The following is an 18,125-nucleotide window of genomic DNA, read 5'->3' as shown; positions in this document are numbered from 1 at the left end:
ATGATTAGAGAAAATTTGAGTATAATTATATGTATTTTTTCCTGCTTCTTGGTTGTAATGAAAATTTACACTGGCAGTAATATCTTTTTAATACTATTCATCCTCATTATTTCTTTAGCAATAATAGTCGATAAAATAGAAAATAAATTTATATATCTTTTATTTTTTGTCCCTTGGATATATACTTTGAAATTTCATTTTGACCAATTCTCCTTATTCTTATTTTTATCTGCACTGTATATATTCGTATGTGTATTGTATTTTATTATCTCTGACAAAAAAATCCAATTTAACTATTTATTTAGTTACTTTTTATTTGTTGGTTTTGTGATTAGTGTATCTCTCATTCAAGGAGGAACACTTACCCTGGTTTTAGGTTTCTTACTGAATTTCACAGTCGTTTTTTTAGCTGCATTGTTTGTTAAAGATAGAAAACAATTTGGGAAATATACCATTATATATTCCCTTGGTTTGTTAACTGCCAGTGTTTTAAGATTAATTGCTTATGCGATACCAATCATGGATCAATATTTCTTAGATATGGCTACCACATATACTTTAGTTGTTAATGGAAATTTAAATGTTAGATTCGCCGGACTGGATTTAGATCCTAACTACTTTTCAATGCATATTCTTATAGCCGTATCCTGTTTATTGGTCAACTTATACCATAATGATGAAAAAAAACTTATTTCCATCTTATTAATTGTGATGCTTTCGTTGTTCGGTTTATTTTCACTTTCGAAAATGTATTTAGTTTCTCTTTTGTTCTTAATTGTACTAAGCATATTGTCTCTGTTAAAAAACAATTTAAAATTCGGGTTGAAATTTGTTTTTTCGCTGCTTCTTATCGGAGTTGTTGTCACTTCATTCTCATTTGATTATTTCTATGATTCTTTTGCAGAAAGATTAAATCTGGAGGATGCAAATTTAAAAAGCTTAACTACTGATAGAAGTACAGCTTGGGGACTTTATTTAATGGAAATAATAAAGAATTTTAATGTCCTATTATTTGGCGCTGGATATGGAACAGGGACTATAAATGATAGGATGCCCCATAACATATATTTAATTTCCTTCTATAATTTTGGTCTTATGGGTGTCTTAATTATATTATTCTATATTTTTAGTTTAAGAGAAATGTTTTTAATAAATACTAAACAGAAAAAAGTTTTTAATGTGTTGTCAGTAAGCAGCATTCCACTTTTAGTTTTATTATTTTCAAACTTTGCTTTAGATTCTATTGTTATGGATTTCTTTCCAATACATTTGTTTTTAGTTCTTTTTTCATTAACTTATGATAAAAAACGAGTTATATAAGTTCAACTTGTATAGATTCCATAGTGAGCCTAGAATTCATTTATATTTGTCGTATTGAGGTGGTAGTGAGCGCAGCTAAGATACCTAAGAAAAAGAAGGCAGGAGAATGTCGATGAGAACGCAAAAAGCAGAATTGAATTTTATCGTGAGTGTCGGAATGCTTTTTGTAGCTGTCCTGCCCGTGTTTCTTTTAAGGAAAGTTTTTCTCGATGCATTAGGGCCTGAAATCCTTGGTTTAACTTCTTTATATTTGAGTATCATTGGTCTTTTATCCCTTGCGGAGCTTGGAATATCGTCTGCTATTGTTTATGCGCTTTACAAACCGTTTGCTGAAAATGATTATGAAAAAGTCATGGGGTATATTCAATATTATAAGAAATTTTATCAGGCGATCGGCCTCACCATCCTTCTCGCAGGAATAGCGGTATTGCCCTTTTTCCCTTTTTTTATAAAAGGGGATATTAACATTAACGATGCCCGTTTCTACTTTTTACTTACTCTTGCAAATACAGTGATTACATACTTCTACTCTGCCAAATTTAGCCTGCTGATTGTTGCACAAGAAAGTTACCGCATCACAATTGCCATTACAGCTTCACTCTCACTAACAGCTGTGCTGCAGATGGTGGCATTATCTCAGTTCCCTAGTTTCTACTTATTTCTAATAATTCAATTGGTGATAAATATTTGCTATTTCATTATCATCAATGCATACATCAAAAATCGCTTTAAGTGGAGCAAAGTAACACCCAAGACTTTAGAGAAACAGGAAAAGAAGCAGTTGGGGAAGAATATTAAAGCTTTGTTTATCCATAATATCGCCGGGTATGCTGTTTTTGGCACGGACAATCTTCTTATTTCGTATTATCTCAATCTGGCTGTCGTCGGGATATACAATAGCTATTATCTTGTGATCGAGTTTGCGGCAAAGATGGTGCAAAAGGCTTTTAACGGAATTACGGCAAGCATTGGAAACCTTTTGGTCGAAGGAGATAAAGAAAAAGCATATGACATCCATAAAAAACTTTTCTTTTTCAATTTTTGGATTGCTTCTTTTACAGTTATTTCATATTTTAATACAATCAGGCAATTTATCGTTTTATGGTTAGGAGAAACCCAATTCCTCGACACTTTCACCATCACCCTCATTTTGCTGAATCTATATATAACGATGTTGCGGGTATCTGTCGAAAATTTTAAAGAAGCCGCTGGATTATATCAGCAGGATCAATATGCTGCAATTTTGGAAGCCATCATTAACTTGGTCTTTTCCATTCTTCTGGTCCAATATTTCGGACTTCCAGGCATCTTCCTTGGTACGTTAATCAGCAACCTTTCGATGGTCTTCTGGGTTAAACCAAAAATAGTTTATAAATACGTTTTCCAAGTAAAGCTTCGCAAGTACTTTAGTATGTATTTTAAATATACCGGTATAGCATTAGTGCCTTTAGGTTTAACTTATGCAGCTACGATAAACTTGCAGAATTCTATCACTTTATCTGCATTTCTTATGAATTGCCTTCTGAATATTGTAATTATCAATACGTTTTACTTTATAGTCTTCCGTAAGAATGTTGAGTTTCTATATTTTAAGAAATTAATTTTGGATAAGTTGCCCAAAAAAATGCTGGCCAATCATAACAAATAGGAAGAGAGCCAAAATTTCATTTTGAACATGGAATATCGATTTTCATTTTCATTTGCGGCATCTTAACCAGTTTAACCTTTCCTTAACCAAGATAATTTAAAGTGAGGCAAGGAGGAAAATTTTTACGAAGTTTCCCATGTGAAACTGCCGACGAGCGGCGGAATTGAAAGGCTAATGATCAACCTTACTCAGGAAAGGCGGATAGTATGCAAAAATATGTGAAAAAACAAGTTCAAAAAACATTGAACAATCCCAAGCTTTCAATGTTTACCAACGTTTTCAGCCCTTTATATTCAGGGATCGGCAGTGTACTGATGTTTCACCGCATTGTTGAAAGTGAGAAGGACGTTGTGATTGACGATCTGGAAGTAACTGCTGCCCAGCTGGAAAGAACGATCCGGTATTTTCTCGAAAATAACTACGATATCGTTTCAATTGAAAGAGCGCATGCCATTATAACGGGAAAAGTAAAGGTTGATAGGAAATTTGCAGTTTTTACATTCGATGACGGCTATAAAGATAATTATACGATTGCCTATCCGATCTTCAAAAAATACAATGTTCCTTTCACTATTTATGTCACAACCTGTTTTCCAGACAAAACAGCTACTATCTGGTGGTATGCACTGGAAGAGCTGGTCAAGAAAGTTGAACAGGTGGAATTTCATTTCTTAGGAAAAGATCATCATTACCCCACCAGAACACCAGCTGAGGAAAGGGAAACCTCTTCAATACTCAGGGAAGTTATCTTGAGCTTGGATGTTGAAGAGCAGTATCGCCTTTTTTCTCTGCTTTTTGACGGCAATTCCATTGATTTCCGGCAGTTCTCGGATAGCATGACGATGGACTGGGAGGATATTGAAGAATTGTCCCGCAGTGAACTGGTTACGATCGGAGCACATACCAGCAACCATTACAATCTTAAGAATCTAGACGTACAATCGGTGCGGCGGGAAATCGGCGATTCGAAACGGGAAATCGAATCACGTATTGGAAAAGCGGTTGAGCATTTCGCCTTTCCTTTCGGTTCGGAAAACGAAGCGGGCATCAGGGAATTCAAAATAGCGGAAGAGCTCGGTTTTAAAACGAGCACCACCGTGAGATGCGGAAATATTTTCCCATCCCATTCGGTATACACCAATTGCCTTCCGAGAATCTCACATAGTCCGTTGCTGATGGATTCTTTTCCTCAAATTTTCGCGAACGGCTGTATTCCCGCCTTAATGCAGAAATTCAAACGCGTCGTGACGGAATAAAATCATTAATCGAGCCACAGGCATCCATTTGCAGGTGGCTCTTTAATTTTCATGATTTTACACTATACTTTGCCATTGGTCCTGCCTTCTCCAGATTCACTTATTATGAATTTGAACCCTGTGTAAGTCGCAATTGAATTTATTCAATAAAAATGAGTGCCCTAAAAAAGCCTTCAATGGAATTCAAGAATTTGAAGACAGACTTTGTGTTTTCATTCGGACCTAAGCTTGAAAAAAAGTTTGAGTGGAGGTCGAAGTGAATCACAGGGTAATGAAGTCTAGATCTGGATAGAGATGACCACGCGGACGAAATCAATGGATTCCGTTCGCGCGGCCATTAATCGTGCTGCTATTTGTGAATTGAAATCAAATATCACACCAAATCGGTGACACTTCCCAATGGAATTATCCATCACTTTCCCATGTCCTTGACGTTAATGACCACGTATGACCCTTTCGCAAGGCTGGTGAATGTGATGGAACGGATCTTTTCCTCAGTATCACGCCATCCGGTATGCTTACCGTGTTTCATATTTTCATCACTGTATTCACTTGCAATCGTGCTTACGGCATGTTCAGAGGAGTCTTCCCCGGTGTCATGCGCCAAAACTGGAGTCACTGAAAAAGCGCCTATGATGGTAAACGAGAGCAGCCAGAAAAAGAAGTTTCTGCTGAAGCGCTTCATGTTTGTCACCTTCTTAGACATATTGTTTCCTCAATGGGCAAATAAACAGGGTGGTAGTAAGGCAATAACGGATGTTCTGATTAATGCAGTCCTCCTTCCTCCGGCATGGTCGGCAATGGAGAGACGGGCAGAATTCACAGGTTGCAGAAACAGGTGTCTTGTTTGCCGCCAGAGGATTGTAAACGTATTTAGGTTCTTTTCCGATTAGAAATCATGCAGATCCGGATTAGAGTGCTATGTATGTGACTTTCTACACAATCATTATACGCTTTTATTGATAAAATTTCAATTAATTATTTAATTAATCAGATAATTATCTCTAATTTTACATCCATATAAAAACCCGCTCCCTAGATATGAATTCAAGGGAGCGGGTTTTTGGGTTTTATTCAAAATGTTGACCGGCAGTGAGGGGGGCCACCGACCGAATCCGACCTTTCAGACGTCACTGAGGGGTGGTCAGATAAGAGTCGCAGCTGGGTGCGGATCCGGAATCATAGCCAAGCAGAAACGCGTCGGTCCGTTCTTTTGTTGTGCCGTGTGTCTTATTCAGGTTCGACGAGTCTTCACCGATATCTGCCAGGGTGCGCATGACTTCCTGGATGTCCGTGGTTTCCAGAAGGCCGCGCGCGTAAACCGAATTTGCCCATACGCCGCTTAAACAATCGGCGTTAAGTTCATTGCCTCGAGAAGCCGTTTTAGGTACAGCGTCGCTGCTGATTGGCTGCCATCGGAGCTCGGCCTGCAGATTATGGGCATATTCATGGGCTACGACAAACGCTACGGAGAAATCACCCGCCTCGTATTCAATGGGCGGGTCCAAGTTGGTTTTTAGCGTTCCGTTCCAGAGCTGCAAGGCCATTTCCTGAGTGATGACGATTTGGTCATCCGCTCCGCAATAAAATGCCTGCAGTGGATCTTTTGGTGCCGGCAGCGCGCAATCGGTAACAATCGGCTCTCCAGCGGCCGGGAACGAATAAGTGACGAACGGTTCTGCATAGCCGTCTCCAACCATTACCGGGGACCAATAGGCATCGACATCATTCAATACATAAACAAGGTAATCGTACACCGTGTAATCCACTGGCAGTTCCGTCTTGAAGGCCGGGTTGAACGTTGCGGGTTCTCCTTGTACAAAGGCTTGCGTGTTTTCAGTCTCTTCAGTAGATGGATGTGGAGGAGTGCTCCATCCGGCGAGCAATAGTAAAAGTGCTGCGGATATAAAAACTCGGGCTAACTTTTCGGTCATCATGAACATCTCCTAGCTTTTAATAAGAAAATCCACAAGCGCAGCGAAAAACTAAATTCAAAATATTATAACAATTAACTATCATTTCATCATATAATTGATTTATTGGTGATTTATTTTTTGTTTTCGGAGTCGGCAGGAGCTTCCGGCAAATTCATTGATTTCTTCCCAGGGATATTTTTTAAATGAATATCGAATATTCAGATTTTTAACTTCTTTTTAACATAAATTCTTTACGATGAAGATACGTTCCTTTGACCAATATTATTTCTAAGGAAAGTAACTTTGCGTAAAGAGTCTTATGAAAAAGGGGAGTGAACCATGTCAATTTTAATTACGGGCGGAGCTGGCTTTATCGGAAGCCACGCAGCAGTAGAGCTGCTGAATAAAGCGCATGACATTGTCATCGCAGATAATTTGGGCAATAGCCAGATGGAGTCGATTTTGCGCATCAAGGAATTGAGCGGCAAGGATTTTCCGTTCTATGATGTTGATTTATTGGCAGCTGAAAGTCTGGATGAAGTTTTTGCCGCACACAAGATCGAAGCTGTTATGCATTTTGCCGGATTCAAGGCGGTCGGAGAATCCGTAGAGAAGCCATTGGCCTATTACCACAACAACATAACGGGGACATTGAACTTGTGCAAGGTGATGGCGAAGCACGGCGTGAAAAAGCTCGTGTTCAGTTCTTCGGCTACCGTCTATGGAAGCCCTGAGAGCCTGCCGATAGATGAAACCTTCCCGCTCTCTGCGACGAATCCATACGGGCGCACGAAATTGATGATCGAAGAGATTCTGCAGGATTTAACCCTTTCGGACAATTCCTGGCGCATTGCCGTGTTGCGGTACTTCAACCCGATCGGAGCTCATGAAAGCGGTAGAATCGGCGAAAATCCAACAGGGATCCCGAACAACCTGATGCCGTATATCACCCAGGTGGCTGCCGGAAAACGACAACAGCTGCAGGTCTATGGAAACGATTACGAAACCCACGACGGCACAGGGGTGCGCGATTATATCCATGTCTCGGATCTCGTGAATGGGCACCTGAAAGCCCTCGAATACTTAGAAGGCAATCAAGGAATCGAAACGTTTAACCTGGGCACGGGTGTTGGCTATAGTGTCCTCGATTTAGTGGATGCCTTCAGCAAAGTCAATGACATTGAAATTCCTTATCAAATCACGGCAAGACGCCCCGGGGACATTGCTGCCTGCTACGCCAATCCGCGAAAGGCGAAGGAGTTACTGGCTTGGCAAGCGGAAAAAAGCTTGGAAGACATGTGCCGGGATTCCTGGCGATGGCAAACGAAGAATCCGGATGGTTTTACCGAAACCTTGGCTAACCCTATCATGAACATCCAAGTCCCAGCGAAAGAAACAATGCTGCAGGATGTTAACTTGGTACAACAATTGAATGAACAAGAAATCCACTCCCAAGAATGAACGTTCGTTAGAGGGAGTGGATTTTCCTGTCATCACTGAAAATGATAATGCAGTGAAAAGAACCACTCCATGGGAAATCGTATTGTTTATTGCCCCTTATAGGCGTGCAACAGAAACGCATCGCAATCTGACGCCATCCCACTGTCGTAGCCAGCGAAGAATGCCTCTATACGTTCTTCTACAATGCTTTGAGGCTCAGAACCCCCTAATTTATCATCCCCAATGCCAATCAACGCGTTGATCGCTTTTTCAATGTCTTGGGTTTTAAGTTGGTCGCTGTGGTAGCTAGAATTGGTCCAAATACCCGCGAGGCAATAAGCATTATTCTCGGTTGCCTCTAGCGGTACTATGGGTGCGTTTGCTTTTCCATCCTCGAGCGGCTCTCTTCGGAGCCAACCCAGATCTGCTTGCAGCGAGTGGACGTATTCATGGACCAACAGCAACGCCACCGAAAAGTCATTCACGACAAAATCGGTCGACACGACATCCCTTCCATTTAAAGTTCCGTCCCAAACTTGCTGCGCCATTTCCTGGGTCACGACGATCTGGTCATCGATGGGGCAAAAAAAGGAATCGACTTTTTTGGTGAACCCGCATTCCGTGAAATAACTTTCCGCATCTACCGCGCTCGGAAACGAATAGTCGACAAAAGGCCGGCTGTAGCCGCCTTCATGCATAAGGTCTGCCCAAAATTCATGAACATCATAAATAACGTAAGTCATATAGTCTTCCATGGTGTTAATGGTGACATCAGTTTCAAAACCCGATCTTAATTCTTCTCCGGGTGCAGCAGGTTCCGCTTTTGGCAAGTTAAATTCTTGCGGTTCTTCGACACTTTCGGTTTTCAACTCCTGCTTGGTGGTAACTGGCTCCCGCGTTTGCGGCTCTTCGGTCATGAGGTATGCAGGGCCTTGAATGGTATTGCATTGTGACAATAACATCAACATGGTGCCGGTAATAAGAATTTTGAAAAACTCATTCAGCATCATGAGCCTCTCCTTTCTTACATGGAGCGATGGTTCTTTGCAGACAATGGATTAGCTGGTTTCTCTATTTAGCAGTGCTCTTTCCTTGATATCGCATGTTAGATGGAGCATGAATTTGGAGCCGGTACCGAATGTACATGGCCATTGCTTTCCCATTTCATCACGTTCAATACCGTATAGGTACCTGAAGGCAAATTGTAGAACGGCATGAAAATCATTTGCCCATGTGTAGTGGCGCTGCGCCAACCTGGGTTTATTCCTTGGTTTAAGCCATAGGGTGTTACGTAAACATAAGCAGGAAAAGTTTTAGCTTCTCGGACTTTGATAAATAGGGAACCGTTCCATTGATAAAGAACGGGCTTCCAATGGACAACATCATCTTCTCGCCCCCACCACGCAGTTGCGTGATTCGGTGGGAATGCTTTAACGACATATTGGCCTGTGTGCTGGATATATTCACAGGAAATCGCGCGCACGGAATGGGGAGGGGTGTTATCTCCATTGTCATGCGCCAAAATAGGTGCGGCTGAAAAAGCACCTAATAATATTAGTGTAAGCAGCAAGAGAAATAGGCTCCTTCGGATGAGCTTCATGGGTCGTCACCTTCTTAGTTATATTTTTTCTTCGAAGGGGCAAATAGACAGGATGAATGTATGGAATCAATGGATGTTTTGATTAACGCAGTCCTCCTTCCTCGATAATAATGGGCAGACGGGCAGAATTTCAGCGTGTGCAGGAAAAGTGTCTTGTTTGCCACCAGATGATTATTGGTGTGTAAAGTTAAAGAGCGCAGGGTTCTTATTCAGAAAGAAGCCAGCTTTTCGGGTTGTAGAGCTATGTATAAGACTTTAAGCACATTTATTATACGATTTTATAGATAAAATATCAATAAATTATTTAAAAATTCAGATAATTACTTATGTTGATTTACTGTTTTACTTCCGTTTGTAGCATCAGTAGGGTGGAAGAGTTAATCAAACGTCTGCTTTTTTGTTTTTTGCTGGCTTTGGAAAATATTATGCCCCTCAAGGGAAGTATTTAAGCTCTGTGGGAAAGTAAACTAGGATAAACGGCAAGTATTTTTGCCTTCAAGGGAAGTAAATGAAAATATTGGAGATAAAGCTGATTAAGTCTTCGATATTATAGTAGATTCGCATGCTTATTATTGGCAGCAGCTCCGCATTTCATTATTTGCTGGCAGAGTTTATGGATTCTGTGTTGGAAACGATTCAGTTTATGCACTGACATAGAGAGGCAGTTAGAACGGAGGGAACAAGAAATCTATTACGAAAGGTGTGTGGTTTATCGGGACGCTTATTATGATGGCGCAAAATGTAAGGAGGCCATATGAATAGGATACTGCCTGTAAATGTGCTGCGAACGGCGTGATTTCATTGGCGTTGCGCATATAAAATATGTATTCATCGGATTCAATAGAAATTAAGCCAGTTCGAGCTACCTGGGAGATCTGACTGCTGTGCAGGAATGGATGTACTTGGCCGTATCCGGCATGCTGCTTTTCGGGGCGAAAGCGGCTGTGGCCCTTATTTTTAAGCGCTTGCTGACAGATTGGCGGTTGGCGAAGGTGCCGATAGTAATTGCAGTGGTTTCGACGGCATGGTATTTGTATGCAGTTTATAGGTATTTGATAAAGCACTATTACGCTGAACTTTAAAACCTAGTTGACAAGTTGGTTTTAAATAGTGTCTACTATTAATAACCTTTTACGTTATGCCAAGTTGCTGAATGGAAGGTGGGATGGGAGGGGAAAACAGATGGATAAACAATTGCATCCTGTCATTCAAGGTGCTGAGTCGTTTTTATTTAAAGGCAACAGCATCGGGGTTTTGATGTGCCACGGCTTTTTAGGGACTCCGCAGAGCATGCGTGATTTGGGTCAGGCGATTGCTGCCCACGGCTATACCGTGTCTTGTCCAAGGCTTCCTGGGCATGGCACGCATTTCAAGGACCTTGAACGCTTTTCCTCAAGCGATTGGTTTGCGCGGGTGGAAAAAGCGTATGCGGAATTAAAAAAAAGCTGTTCTACCATTTTTGTCATAGGGCAATCCATGGGCGGCACCTTGACTTTGGATTTGGCGAGCCGCTACGGTGATATAACCGGCATTATAGTGCTGAATCCGGCAATCGATATTCCTGCCTTCGAAATTTACCGCGAAAAGCCTGCAAGCGACTATGTCGATGAAGACAAACCGGATATCAAAAAGACAGACGCGGTCGAAATCACCTATAGCAAAGCGCCAATTCGGGCGTATCAAGAATTATTGCGCTACATGGATTCGGTCGAGGCGAAGTTAGCCGATATTCATTGCCAGGTCGTGGCTTTTCAATCAATCGATGATCATGTTGTTCCACCGAGCAATACTGATTATATTCTAAGCAAAGTCCAATCAGAGATGAAGCGTAAATACGAACTGCAAAATTCGTACCATATTGCTTCGATGGACCACGACTTGGAATTCATCATCGAAAAGTCGATTGGGTTTATAGCAGAAAAAGTGAGGCTCTCCAAGAAAGTATGAACAACTGGTCTACATACGTGTAAGTGGAATGGATAATTTGCTTTCCGGTATGCCGCGCAAAGTAAGGACAAAAATTAACCTTTAAAAACATATACCCCATGAAAAAGAGCGCACCTTCAATTGAATTGGAAGTGCGTTCTTTTATCATGGGGTGTTAATGGCAGCATTAAAAGTCCGGAAATAGTCAAGTAAAACTCTTTGCTTTTAAATAGCGTCTCCTATATAGTGACAATAACGGTATACCAAAATGGTTTTTATTTATCTTATAATGTTGTTTTCCAAAGACACTGAGAGTAGTTTTTATCTATTAAGGAATAGAGGTGAAAAAGATGAAGAAAGATCTTGTATTCAATAATTTACGGGAAACGATTTTAAGCGGCTATTTTCGTCCAGGTGAAAACTTAAGTGAAAGAGAAATTGCTGAAATGTTGGGGGTCAGCCGGACGCCTGTCCGGGAAGCTTTTCAACAGCTGGAAAAAGAAGGATTGGTCATATACACACCAAAAAAAGGGGTCGCCGTCCCATCGTTTTCTTCTCAACAACTAAAAGACCTTTATAGTGTTAGAGAATACATGGAAGGGTTATCCTCGAGATTGCTTGCCGAGAAGCAGGATAAAAGTTTTGTAGAGGAAATGCGGGAAAATGTGAGGCTGGCTTCGAAAGAAGATGATGTAAAAAAACAGTCAGAAATAAACGGACATTTCCATCATTTAATGGCGGATAATACAGAAAATCTCTATTTAATTAGCATATTTCAAAACTTGCATTCAAAAATAAGTTTGATACGTTCTACTTCGCTATCTCATCAAAACCGGCTCAAAACAAATCTCAAAGAGCATTTGCAGATTTGTGATGCTATTGAAAGCGGAGATCCTGATTTAGCGGAACAAGTTGCCAGAGCCCATATCCGAAGCAGTATGAAATCTGCTCTCTCAGTTATAGAAAGCGATTCTCTTATACAACGCATACAGATTGACTATGAAGCAAAATAGAATAATCCTTAAACACTTCCGCCGCAAAATTAGCGCAAAGCTATTATTTGTAGCAGAGGTGTTTTTATTTTGGAGAAATTTCAATATAAATTAATCAGAAAAATCTAAATTGGTGAAAATTTATGTTGTTTTTTATAATTGTTAGGTGTATAACTAAATTATTGGTACACCATAACGGTATACCAAAATGGTGTGCCGCCATAAATTGGTGTGAAAGCAGAGGAGGAGCAGAGTAAATGCAGTATAAACTTGGGGTTTTAAAAGGTGATGACATTGGACTGGAAGTAGTCCCGGCAGCAGTAAAAGTAATGAAAGAAGCATTGGCCAATTTTCCAGAAGTCGATGTAGAATGGGTGGAATTGCCGATTGGGCATACTTCTTACATGGAAAGTGGAGAAACTTTCCCACAGGAGACACAAGACAAGCTGAAAGAATTGACGGGTTGGATCTTAGGACCAATCGGACATATGGCTTATCCGAAAGATGATCCGAAAGCGATCAATCCTCATCCGATTATTCGGAAAGTGTTTGATCTGCACAGCAATGTCCGACCAAGCAAATCATTCAACAATGTCCAATCGATTCATAAAGATGTGGATTTGGTCGTTGTCCGAGAAAACAATGAAGGATTTCAGCCAGATCGAAATATGTTCGCTGGCACGGGTGAATTTATGCCAAATCCAGACTTGGCGATGTCGGTTCGTGTGATTTCAAGAAGAAACTCAACAGCGGTGGCAGAATCTGCGTTTGAGTTGGCGATGCAGAGAAGAAAAAAAGTGACGGCTATCCATAAAGACACCGTATACAAATTGGGATGCGGCTTGTTTGTAGAATGTTGCAGAAATGTAGCAAAAAACTATCCCGAAGTTGAATTTGATGAATTGATTGTAGATTCTGCAGCAGCTGCTTTGGTTATGAAGCCTCAAAAATTCGATGTGCTGGTGACAACGAATATGTTTGGCGACATCTTATCGGATTTAACTTCGGGTCTAGTGGGCGGCTTAGGAATGGCGCCTGGACTTAGCATCGGCAGTGAGTATTCGATGGCACAAGCAACACATGGTTCGGCACCTGATATTGCCGGAAAGCAATTGGCAAATCCTTACGCCATGATTTTGTCAGGGAAAATGCTGCTGGAGTGGTTGGCGATTAAATACGATGACCAGGCAATGCTGCAAGCCGCACAAGCGATTGAAAAAGCGGTTTCGGAAGTTATCGTCGAAGGAATTATGACACCTGATATGGGCGGAAGCGCTACTACGGATGAAATGACCGAAGCGATTTGCAATCAGTTGAGCAAGAAAATAACTATCTCTTAAGACGAAAATGTAAGCGTTTACTTTAAAGGGGTTTTATCGTTTTAAAAAATCATACAAAGGGGTGTATAAAATTATGGTATTGAAAAAGTGGTTACCGGTGTTGCTGTCAGTATCTGTGGTTATAGGGTTAAGCGGATGTGGAGAAGAGGCATCAAGCGTGGCTGATGCGGATTCAGGTGAGAAAAGTGGAGAAACGGCTACAGTTGATTTCCCGACACAACCGATAACGGCAGTAGTACCTAACTCAGCGGGTGGTGGCAACGATGCTGCAGCAAGAACATTATCCAAATTAATGTCGCAATTGGAATTGGTTACAGAGCCGATTACGGTGCAAAACAAACCGGGCGGCGGCCAGGCTGTCGGCATGGCTGAATTTGCAACAAAGTACAATAAAGACTCGCATAGCCTTTATGTCGGTTCACCTCCAACGATCATCAATAATCTCAGAAATGAAGGAAACAGCCCTTATGGCTATAAAGACGTGACGCCGTTAGGGATGATTTACAGTGATATTGCGATATTAGCAGTGAAAAAGGATTCGAAATACAAAGATTTAAAATCATTTGTGGCGGATTTGAAAGCAAATCCTGAAGCAATTTCCATCGTCGGCGGATCGGGCCCTGGCTCACAAGATCATTTGACTGTTATGCTGCTTGCAGATAAATCAGGGATCGATCCTAAAAAAGTGAAATATATCGGCTACGATGGCAGCGGGGACGCGTTAACTTCCTTGCTTGGTGAAAATGGCGATGCACTGACAACTGATTTGTCGGGCATTACTGAATTTGTGAAATCCGGAGATGTTCGAATCTTGGCTGTAGCTTCACCGGAGCGGCTAAGCGGTGACTTGGCAGATGTGCCGACTTACACAGAGCAAGGCGTGGATTTAGTCTATTACAACTGGAGAGGAATTTTCGGGCCGAAAGATTTGGATCCAAACATCGTCGGTTTTTGGGATGAGAACTTAAAAGCCTTGACGGAATCACAGGAATTTAAAGATGAAATCGCCGCTAGTGGTTTTGTACCGGGATATTTGGACTCTACAGAATTCGCCACATACTTAGAAGAACAGGAAGTTATGTTTAAAGAGATTTTGGGCAAGCTTGATATGTTGAAATAAAGAGTAGAGAGAAAAAAGGAGAAAGAAATTTCTCCTTTTTGCCTCTTTGAGAAAGGGGGATGTTTTGTGAATAAAAACTTTGACCGCTATGCTGGAGTTCTATTTCTGGCTGTTGCTTCTTTTTTTATCATTGAAAGCCAAAAAATCAATACTGCTTCGTATGGAAGTTCAGTGGGGCCAAATATTTTCCCGCTTGGAATAGGAATTCTTTTGGGCATCTTGAGCCTTCGGCTTATCTATGAAACCTTTAGCTACCAAAAAGACGAAATGGAAAAAGAAAAATTGAATTACAAAAGATTTGGCATTATTTTAGGGGCAGCCGTTCTGTATTGCTTGTTCCTGGAGGATGTGGGCTACACGGTTACGACATTCCTTTTCTTACTAATCGGGTTCCAAGCGATGAAAAAAGGGAAGTTGCTGGCATCCATTGCAATTGCTGCATCATTTTCATTAGGTGTTTTCTTTGTTTTTAATAATTTACTCAATGTCCCTCTCCCATCATCTTCTAGTTGGCTGGGCATACTGTAGGAGGTCATTTATGAATACTTTTGATTTTTTGATGCAAGGCTTTGCCGTAGCGTTTCAATGGCAAAATATTCTTTTCGCTTTTGCAGGCGTGCTGATTGGGACAGCCGTCGGCGTATTGCCAGGTATCGGGCCGATGAACGGAGTTGCGTTGCTTTTACCAGTCACAGCATCTCTGACAGCAGGGTTAAGCCCTGATAATGCGGCGGCTAGTGCGTTGATTTTACTAGCTGGAATTTACTACGGAGCCATGTACGGCGGATCTACTACATCCATCCTCTTGAATACACCTGGAGAGTCGGCATCGGTCATGACGACTTTAGATGGTTACCAGATGGCTAAAAATGGCAGAGCGGGTGCGGCGTTGGCCATTTCGGCCATCGGTTCTTTCGTGGCTGGCATTGTAGCATTGATCGGGTTGATTTTACTGGCAAAACCTTTATCGCTCATTGCCATTCGTTTTGGACCTGCAGAATATTTTGCACTTATGGTGCTGGGCCTGCTTGCGGTAAGCGGACTTGTTGGAAAATCGATGACAAAAGCATTGATGATGATGATGCTTGGGCTAGCTTTAGGAACTGTCGGAATAGATGCGGTTTCGGGTTCCGCTCGTTTCACGTTTGATATTCCGGTTCTGTACTCGGGATTAGCATTCTTGACAATTGCAGTCGGGCTTTTTGCTCTAGGAGAAGTATTTAAAACTACTTTGGAAAAAGACTCGACAGATGCACCGATTGCAAAAATCACGCGGGTAATGCCGACAAAACAAGATATGAAAGATTCTGCTTTCCCAATCGCTCGTTCTTCTGTGCTCGGTTTCTTCATCGGGGTTTTGCCAGGAGCAGGAGCGACAATCGCTTCCTCATTTTCCTATGTAATGGAAAAGAAATTGAGCAAAAATCCAGAGAAGTTTGGGAAAGGTGCGATTGAAGGAGTAGCGGCACCTGAAACGGCCAACAATGCTGCCGCCGGCGGTGCGCTTATTCCGCTTCTGACACTCGGCATTCCGGGTTCTGGAACAACTGCTATTATGATGGGTGCTTTTATCATGTACAATATCCAACCGGGTCCGTTATTGTTTCAAAACCATCCCAACGTCGTATGGGGATTGATCGCCAGTATGTTTGTCGGCAACTTGATGCTGCTGGTTTTAAATATGCCATTGGTTAAAATCTTTGCAAAACTTATCGATACACCGGTCAAGTATCTAATGCCGCTGATCATCGCTTTCTCGGTATTTGGAGTATACGCTGTTCAATTCACTACTTTCGATCTGATGCTTTTACTGGTTGCGGGTGTGTTTGGTTATTTTCTATCGAAAAATGATTTCCCATTGCCTCCATTGGTGTTAGCGCTTGTGCTAGGGCCAATGCTGGAAAATAACTTGATGAGAGCTTTAACTCTTTCAAACGGAGATTATATGATTTTCGTTGAAAAACCGATGGCAGCAGTATTTCTGGTGATTGCTGGCCTATGGCTTGCAGTGCCTTTGTTCTTGAAAAACAAAAACAATAAGATCAAAAAGGCATTGGTTGAGAATTAATGCGCCATCCTTCTTTGGGAAGTGATTAAGTTGTACCAACTCGTATTCGCTTCTTTGAATGTTTTTGCGATTTTGCTGTTTTCTGTTCTGGTTCCTGGACCGCATGCGGAAATGTTAATTATTTTAACGTTTGCGCTTACTGGTTGGAGCATGAAGCTATTGCCTTCTTCTGTTGTTTCACTAGCCATCATTGTTTTGATTCCGATTTTGGGTTTAGGAACATTTGAAGAAAGTTTATCAGGATTCAGTAAACCGTTTGTTTGGTTGTTGGTATCAGCATTCATCTTCGCAGCAGCAATGGAAAAAACAGGAATCGGCAAAAGAGTCGCTTTTAACCTGCTCCATTTTGCAAAAGGCAACACGAAGCGGACCGTCCCTTTTCTGTTTTTGGTGCTGATCGTACTAGGTTTTTTCATCCCTACTGCAGCTGGACGCACTTCGACAATCATTCCGGTTTGTTTGGGAATGATCGGAGTCGTAAAAGACAAACAGCAGGCAATGAATTTTGCCAAAACCATCATGATAGGTGCCACCTTCACATCCGGTTTTATCTGTTGGGCACTTCTGACGGGGTCGAATTCTTCCATTTACGCGGTAGCGGCCATTCAGACGACAATCGGCTATAAATGGAATTATCTCAATTGGCTTGTCTGCAGCTTTCCCATAATGCTTGTCGTGGTCGGGTGTTTGTGGCTTGTATTGAAAAAACTGTTTCCGATAGATGATGAAGCTGTACCAAAAGACGACAGCTTCATCAAAAACGAATTGGCAGCACTCGGGAAAATGACCGCTGCTGAGTTGAGGATCATGGTTTTAGGAATCCTTGTCTTGGTCAGTTGGACGACAGAGCCTTATCACGGTCTTTCAGTGCCGCTGACTGCTTTGATCGGTTCGATCATTACCTGTCTGCCGAAAGTCGGTGTTCAAAAATGGAAAGAGGTATCTCCTGTCATTTCATGGGATGCCGTCATTCTTTTCGGAGCGGGCTTTGCAATTGCTGATGCGATTCAGAGAAATGGAACAGCTTCTTGGCTCGCTATGCAAATAACGGAGTTCATCCCGACAGCGAGTCCATTCTGGGCAGCTCTTTTTATCTTGGTCCTGGTCTTGTTCATGCGGTTGGGATTTGCTGAAATGCTGGCTATCACCGCCACCATTTTGCCGATCACGCTAAGCCTTGCAGAAATGTGGCAGATTAATCCGCTGTGGCTTGCTCAGGTTATGCTAATCGCTTGTTCTTTTGGGTTGTTTTTTCCTTTTCAGTCCACATCCAATTTACTTACCTTCAGTTATGGGTATTACACAGAGAAAAACCTACTTCACACCGGATTATTGCTCGCGCCGATGGTGATTGTCATCGTGTTGCTCAGCGCAATGTATTATTGGCCGTTGGTTGGTTTGGATTCTGAATTGCCGAAGTGACAGGCTGGCCTGTAATGTGATTTTCTCTGGAGAGAATCGTTTCATTGACCTCTTTTGAAGCATACTGAAAAACACCT

15 protein-coding genes and 1 pseudogene are annotated in these 18,125 nt (G+C 41.6%); 12 read left to right on the top strand and 4 right to left on the bottom strand.

Annotated features, from left to right (window positions below):
- The 3 genes from AC4EHJ_RS06985 (at position 1) to AC4EHJ_RS06975 (ending at position 4,224) form a co-directional block, all read left to right on the top strand.
- Entirely contained in the window at positions 1–1,320 is a 1,320-nt protein-coding gene (locus AC4EHJ_RS06985) for a hypothetical protein (RefSeq protein ID WP_490974841.1), read from the top strand.
- A 112-nt stretch (positions 1,321–1,432) separates the two neighbouring features.
- Complete coding sequence (locus tag AC4EHJ_RS06980; protein WP_490974840.1) at positions 1,433–2,968, top strand: lipopolysaccharide biosynthesis protein; 1,536 nt, start codon at positions 1,433–1,435, stop codon at positions 2,966–2,968.
- A 206-nt stretch (positions 2,969–3,174) separates the two neighbouring features.
- Positions 3,175–4,224, top strand: a complete 1,050-nt coding sequence (locus AC4EHJ_RS06975; RefSeq protein ID WP_490974839.1) for a polysaccharide deacetylase family protein — start codon at positions 3,175–3,177, stop codon at positions 4,222–4,224.
- A gap of 412 nt (positions 4,225–4,636) precedes the next feature.
- Here AC4EHJ_RS06975 and AC4EHJ_RS06970 read toward each other — a convergent pair whose 3' ends face one another.
- Complete coding sequence (locus tag AC4EHJ_RS06970) at positions 4,637–4,930, bottom strand: hypothetical protein (RefSeq protein ID WP_490974838.1); 294 nt, start codon at positions 4,928–4,930, stop codon at positions 4,637–4,639.
- 424 nt (positions 4,931–5,354) lie between these two features.
- A complete protein-coding gene (locus AC4EHJ_RS06965) occupies positions 5,355–6,158 on the bottom strand; it encodes a neutral zinc metallopeptidase (protein ID WP_490974837.1) in 804 nt (267 codons plus the stop codon).
- 321 nt (positions 6,159–6,479) lie between these two features.
- Here AC4EHJ_RS06965 and galE point away from each other — a divergent pair.
- Positions 6,480–7,490: pseudogene (gene galE, locus AC4EHJ_RS06960) on the top strand (UDP-glucose 4-epimerase GalE); the annotation flags it as partial.
- Positions 7,491–7,687: 197 nt separating this feature from the next.
- On the opposite strand, the gene AC4EHJ_RS06955 reads toward galE, so the two are convergent.
- Both AC4EHJ_RS06955 and AC4EHJ_RS06950 read right to left on the bottom strand, forming a co-directional pair.
- Entirely contained in the window at positions 7,688–8,587 is a 900-nt protein-coding gene (locus tag AC4EHJ_RS06955; protein WP_490974836.1) for a neutral zinc metallopeptidase, read from the bottom strand.
- 98 nt (positions 8,588–8,685) lie between these two features.
- Positions 8,686–9,180, bottom strand: a complete 495-nt coding sequence (locus AC4EHJ_RS06950; RefSeq protein WP_490974835.1) for a hypothetical protein — start codon at positions 9,178–9,180, stop codon at positions 8,686–8,688.
- Positions 9,181–10,064: 884 nt separating this feature from the next.
- On the opposite strand from AC4EHJ_RS06950, the gene AC4EHJ_RS06945 reads away from it, so the two are divergent.
- The 8 genes from AC4EHJ_RS06945 (at position 10,065) to AC4EHJ_RS06910 (ending at position 18,048) form a co-directional block, all read left to right on the top strand.
- Positions 10,065–10,262 (top strand): hypothetical protein, encoded by a 198-nt coding sequence (locus AC4EHJ_RS06945; RefSeq protein WP_490974834.1) that lies wholly within the window; start codon positions 10,065–10,067, stop codon positions 10,260–10,262.
- 100 nt (positions 10,263–10,362) lie between these two features.
- Complete coding sequence (locus AC4EHJ_RS06940; RefSeq protein ID WP_490974833.1) at positions 10,363–11,127, top strand: alpha/beta hydrolase; 765 nt, start codon at positions 10,363–10,365, stop codon at positions 11,125–11,127.
- Positions 11,128–11,456: 329 nt separating this feature from the next.
- Positions 11,457–12,119 carry a GntR family transcriptional regulator gene (locus AC4EHJ_RS06935; protein WP_490974832.1) on the top strand — a complete coding sequence of 221 codons (663 nt, stop codon included), beginning with the start codon at positions 11,457–11,459 and terminating at the stop codon, positions 12,117–12,119.
- Between the two features lie 236 nt (positions 12,120–12,355).
- The gene (locus AC4EHJ_RS06930; protein WP_490974831.1) at positions 12,356–13,438 is read left to right on the top strand and encodes an isocitrate/isopropylmalate dehydrogenase family protein; all 1,083 of its coding nucleotides are present in this window, start codon (positions 12,356–12,358) and stop codon (positions 13,436–13,438) included.
- 73 nt (positions 13,439–13,511) lie between these two features.
- Positions 13,512–14,558, top strand: a complete 1,047-nt coding sequence (locus AC4EHJ_RS06925; protein WP_490974830.1) for a tripartite tricarboxylate transporter substrate binding protein — start codon at positions 13,512–13,514, stop codon at positions 14,556–14,558.
- Between the two features lie 66 nt (positions 14,559–14,624).
- Positions 14,625–15,086 carry a tripartite tricarboxylate transporter TctB family protein gene (locus AC4EHJ_RS06920; protein WP_490974829.1) on the top strand — a complete coding sequence of 154 codons (462 nt, stop codon included), beginning with the start codon at positions 14,625–14,627 and terminating at the stop codon, positions 15,084–15,086.
- A 10-nt stretch (positions 15,087–15,096) separates the two neighbouring features.
- Complete coding sequence (locus AC4EHJ_RS06915) at positions 15,097–16,626, top strand: tripartite tricarboxylate transporter permease (RefSeq protein ID WP_490974828.1); 1,530 nt, start codon at positions 15,097–15,099, stop codon at positions 16,624–16,626.
- A 30-nt stretch (positions 16,627–16,656) separates the two neighbouring features.
- On the top strand, positions 16,657–18,048 hold the full coding sequence (locus AC4EHJ_RS06910; RefSeq protein WP_490974827.1) for an SLC13 family permease: 1,392 nt from the start codon (positions 16,657–16,659) through the stop codon (positions 18,046–18,048).
- Positions 18,049–18,125: the final 77 nt, after the last annotated feature.

It is taken from the genome of Planococcus sp. TJ-301 (genome assembly GCF_058268475.1).
The sequence above is the reverse complement of the archived record's forward strand: the minus strand, read 5'-3'. Positions and strand labels throughout refer to the sequence as shown.

Excerpts from the sequence above, each read along its gene's own strand:
- AC4EHJ_RS06985 (WP_490974841.1), top strand. The coding sequence starts at position 1 with ATGATTAGAGAAAATTTGAGTATAATTATATGTATTTTTTCCTGCTTC.
- AC4EHJ_RS06980 (WP_490974840.1), top strand. The coding sequence starts at position 1,433 with ATGAGAACGCAAAAAGCAGAATTGAATTTTATCGTGAGTGTCGGAATG.
- AC4EHJ_RS06975 (WP_490974839.1), top strand. The coding sequence starts at position 3,175 with ATGCAAAAATATGTGAAAAAACAAGTTCAAAAAACATTGAACAATCCC.
- AC4EHJ_RS06970 (WP_490974838.1), bottom strand. The coding sequence starts at position 4,930 with ATGTCTAAGAAGGTGACAAACATGAAGCGCTTCAGCAGAAACTTCTTT.
- AC4EHJ_RS06965 (WP_490974837.1), bottom strand. The coding sequence starts at position 6,158 with ATGACCGAAAAGTTAGCCCGAGTTTTTATATCCGCAGCACTTTTACTA.
- AC4EHJ_RS06955 (WP_490974836.1), bottom strand. The coding sequence starts at position 8,587 with ATGCTGAATGAGTTTTTCAAAATTCTTATTACCGGCACCATGTTGATG.
- AC4EHJ_RS06950 (WP_490974835.1), bottom strand. The coding sequence starts at position 9,180 with ATGAAGCTCATCCGAAGGAGCCTATTTCTCTTGCTGCTTACACTAATA.
- AC4EHJ_RS06940 (WP_490974833.1), top strand. The coding sequence starts at position 10,363 with ATGGATAAACAATTGCATCCTGTCATTCAAGGTGCTGAGTCGTTTTTA.
- AC4EHJ_RS06935 (WP_490974832.1), top strand. The coding sequence starts at position 11,457 with ATGAAGAAAGATCTTGTATTCAATAATTTACGGGAAACGATTTTAAGC.
- AC4EHJ_RS06930 (WP_490974831.1), top strand. The coding sequence starts at position 12,356 with ATGCAGTATAAACTTGGGGTTTTAAAAGGTGATGACATTGGACTGGAA.
- AC4EHJ_RS06925 (WP_490974830.1), top strand. The coding sequence starts at position 13,512 with ATGGTATTGAAAAAGTGGTTACCGGTGTTGCTGTCAGTATCTGTGGTT.
- AC4EHJ_RS06915 (WP_490974828.1), top strand. The coding sequence starts at position 15,097 with ATGAATACTTTTGATTTTTTGATGCAAGGCTTTGCCGTAGCGTTTCAA.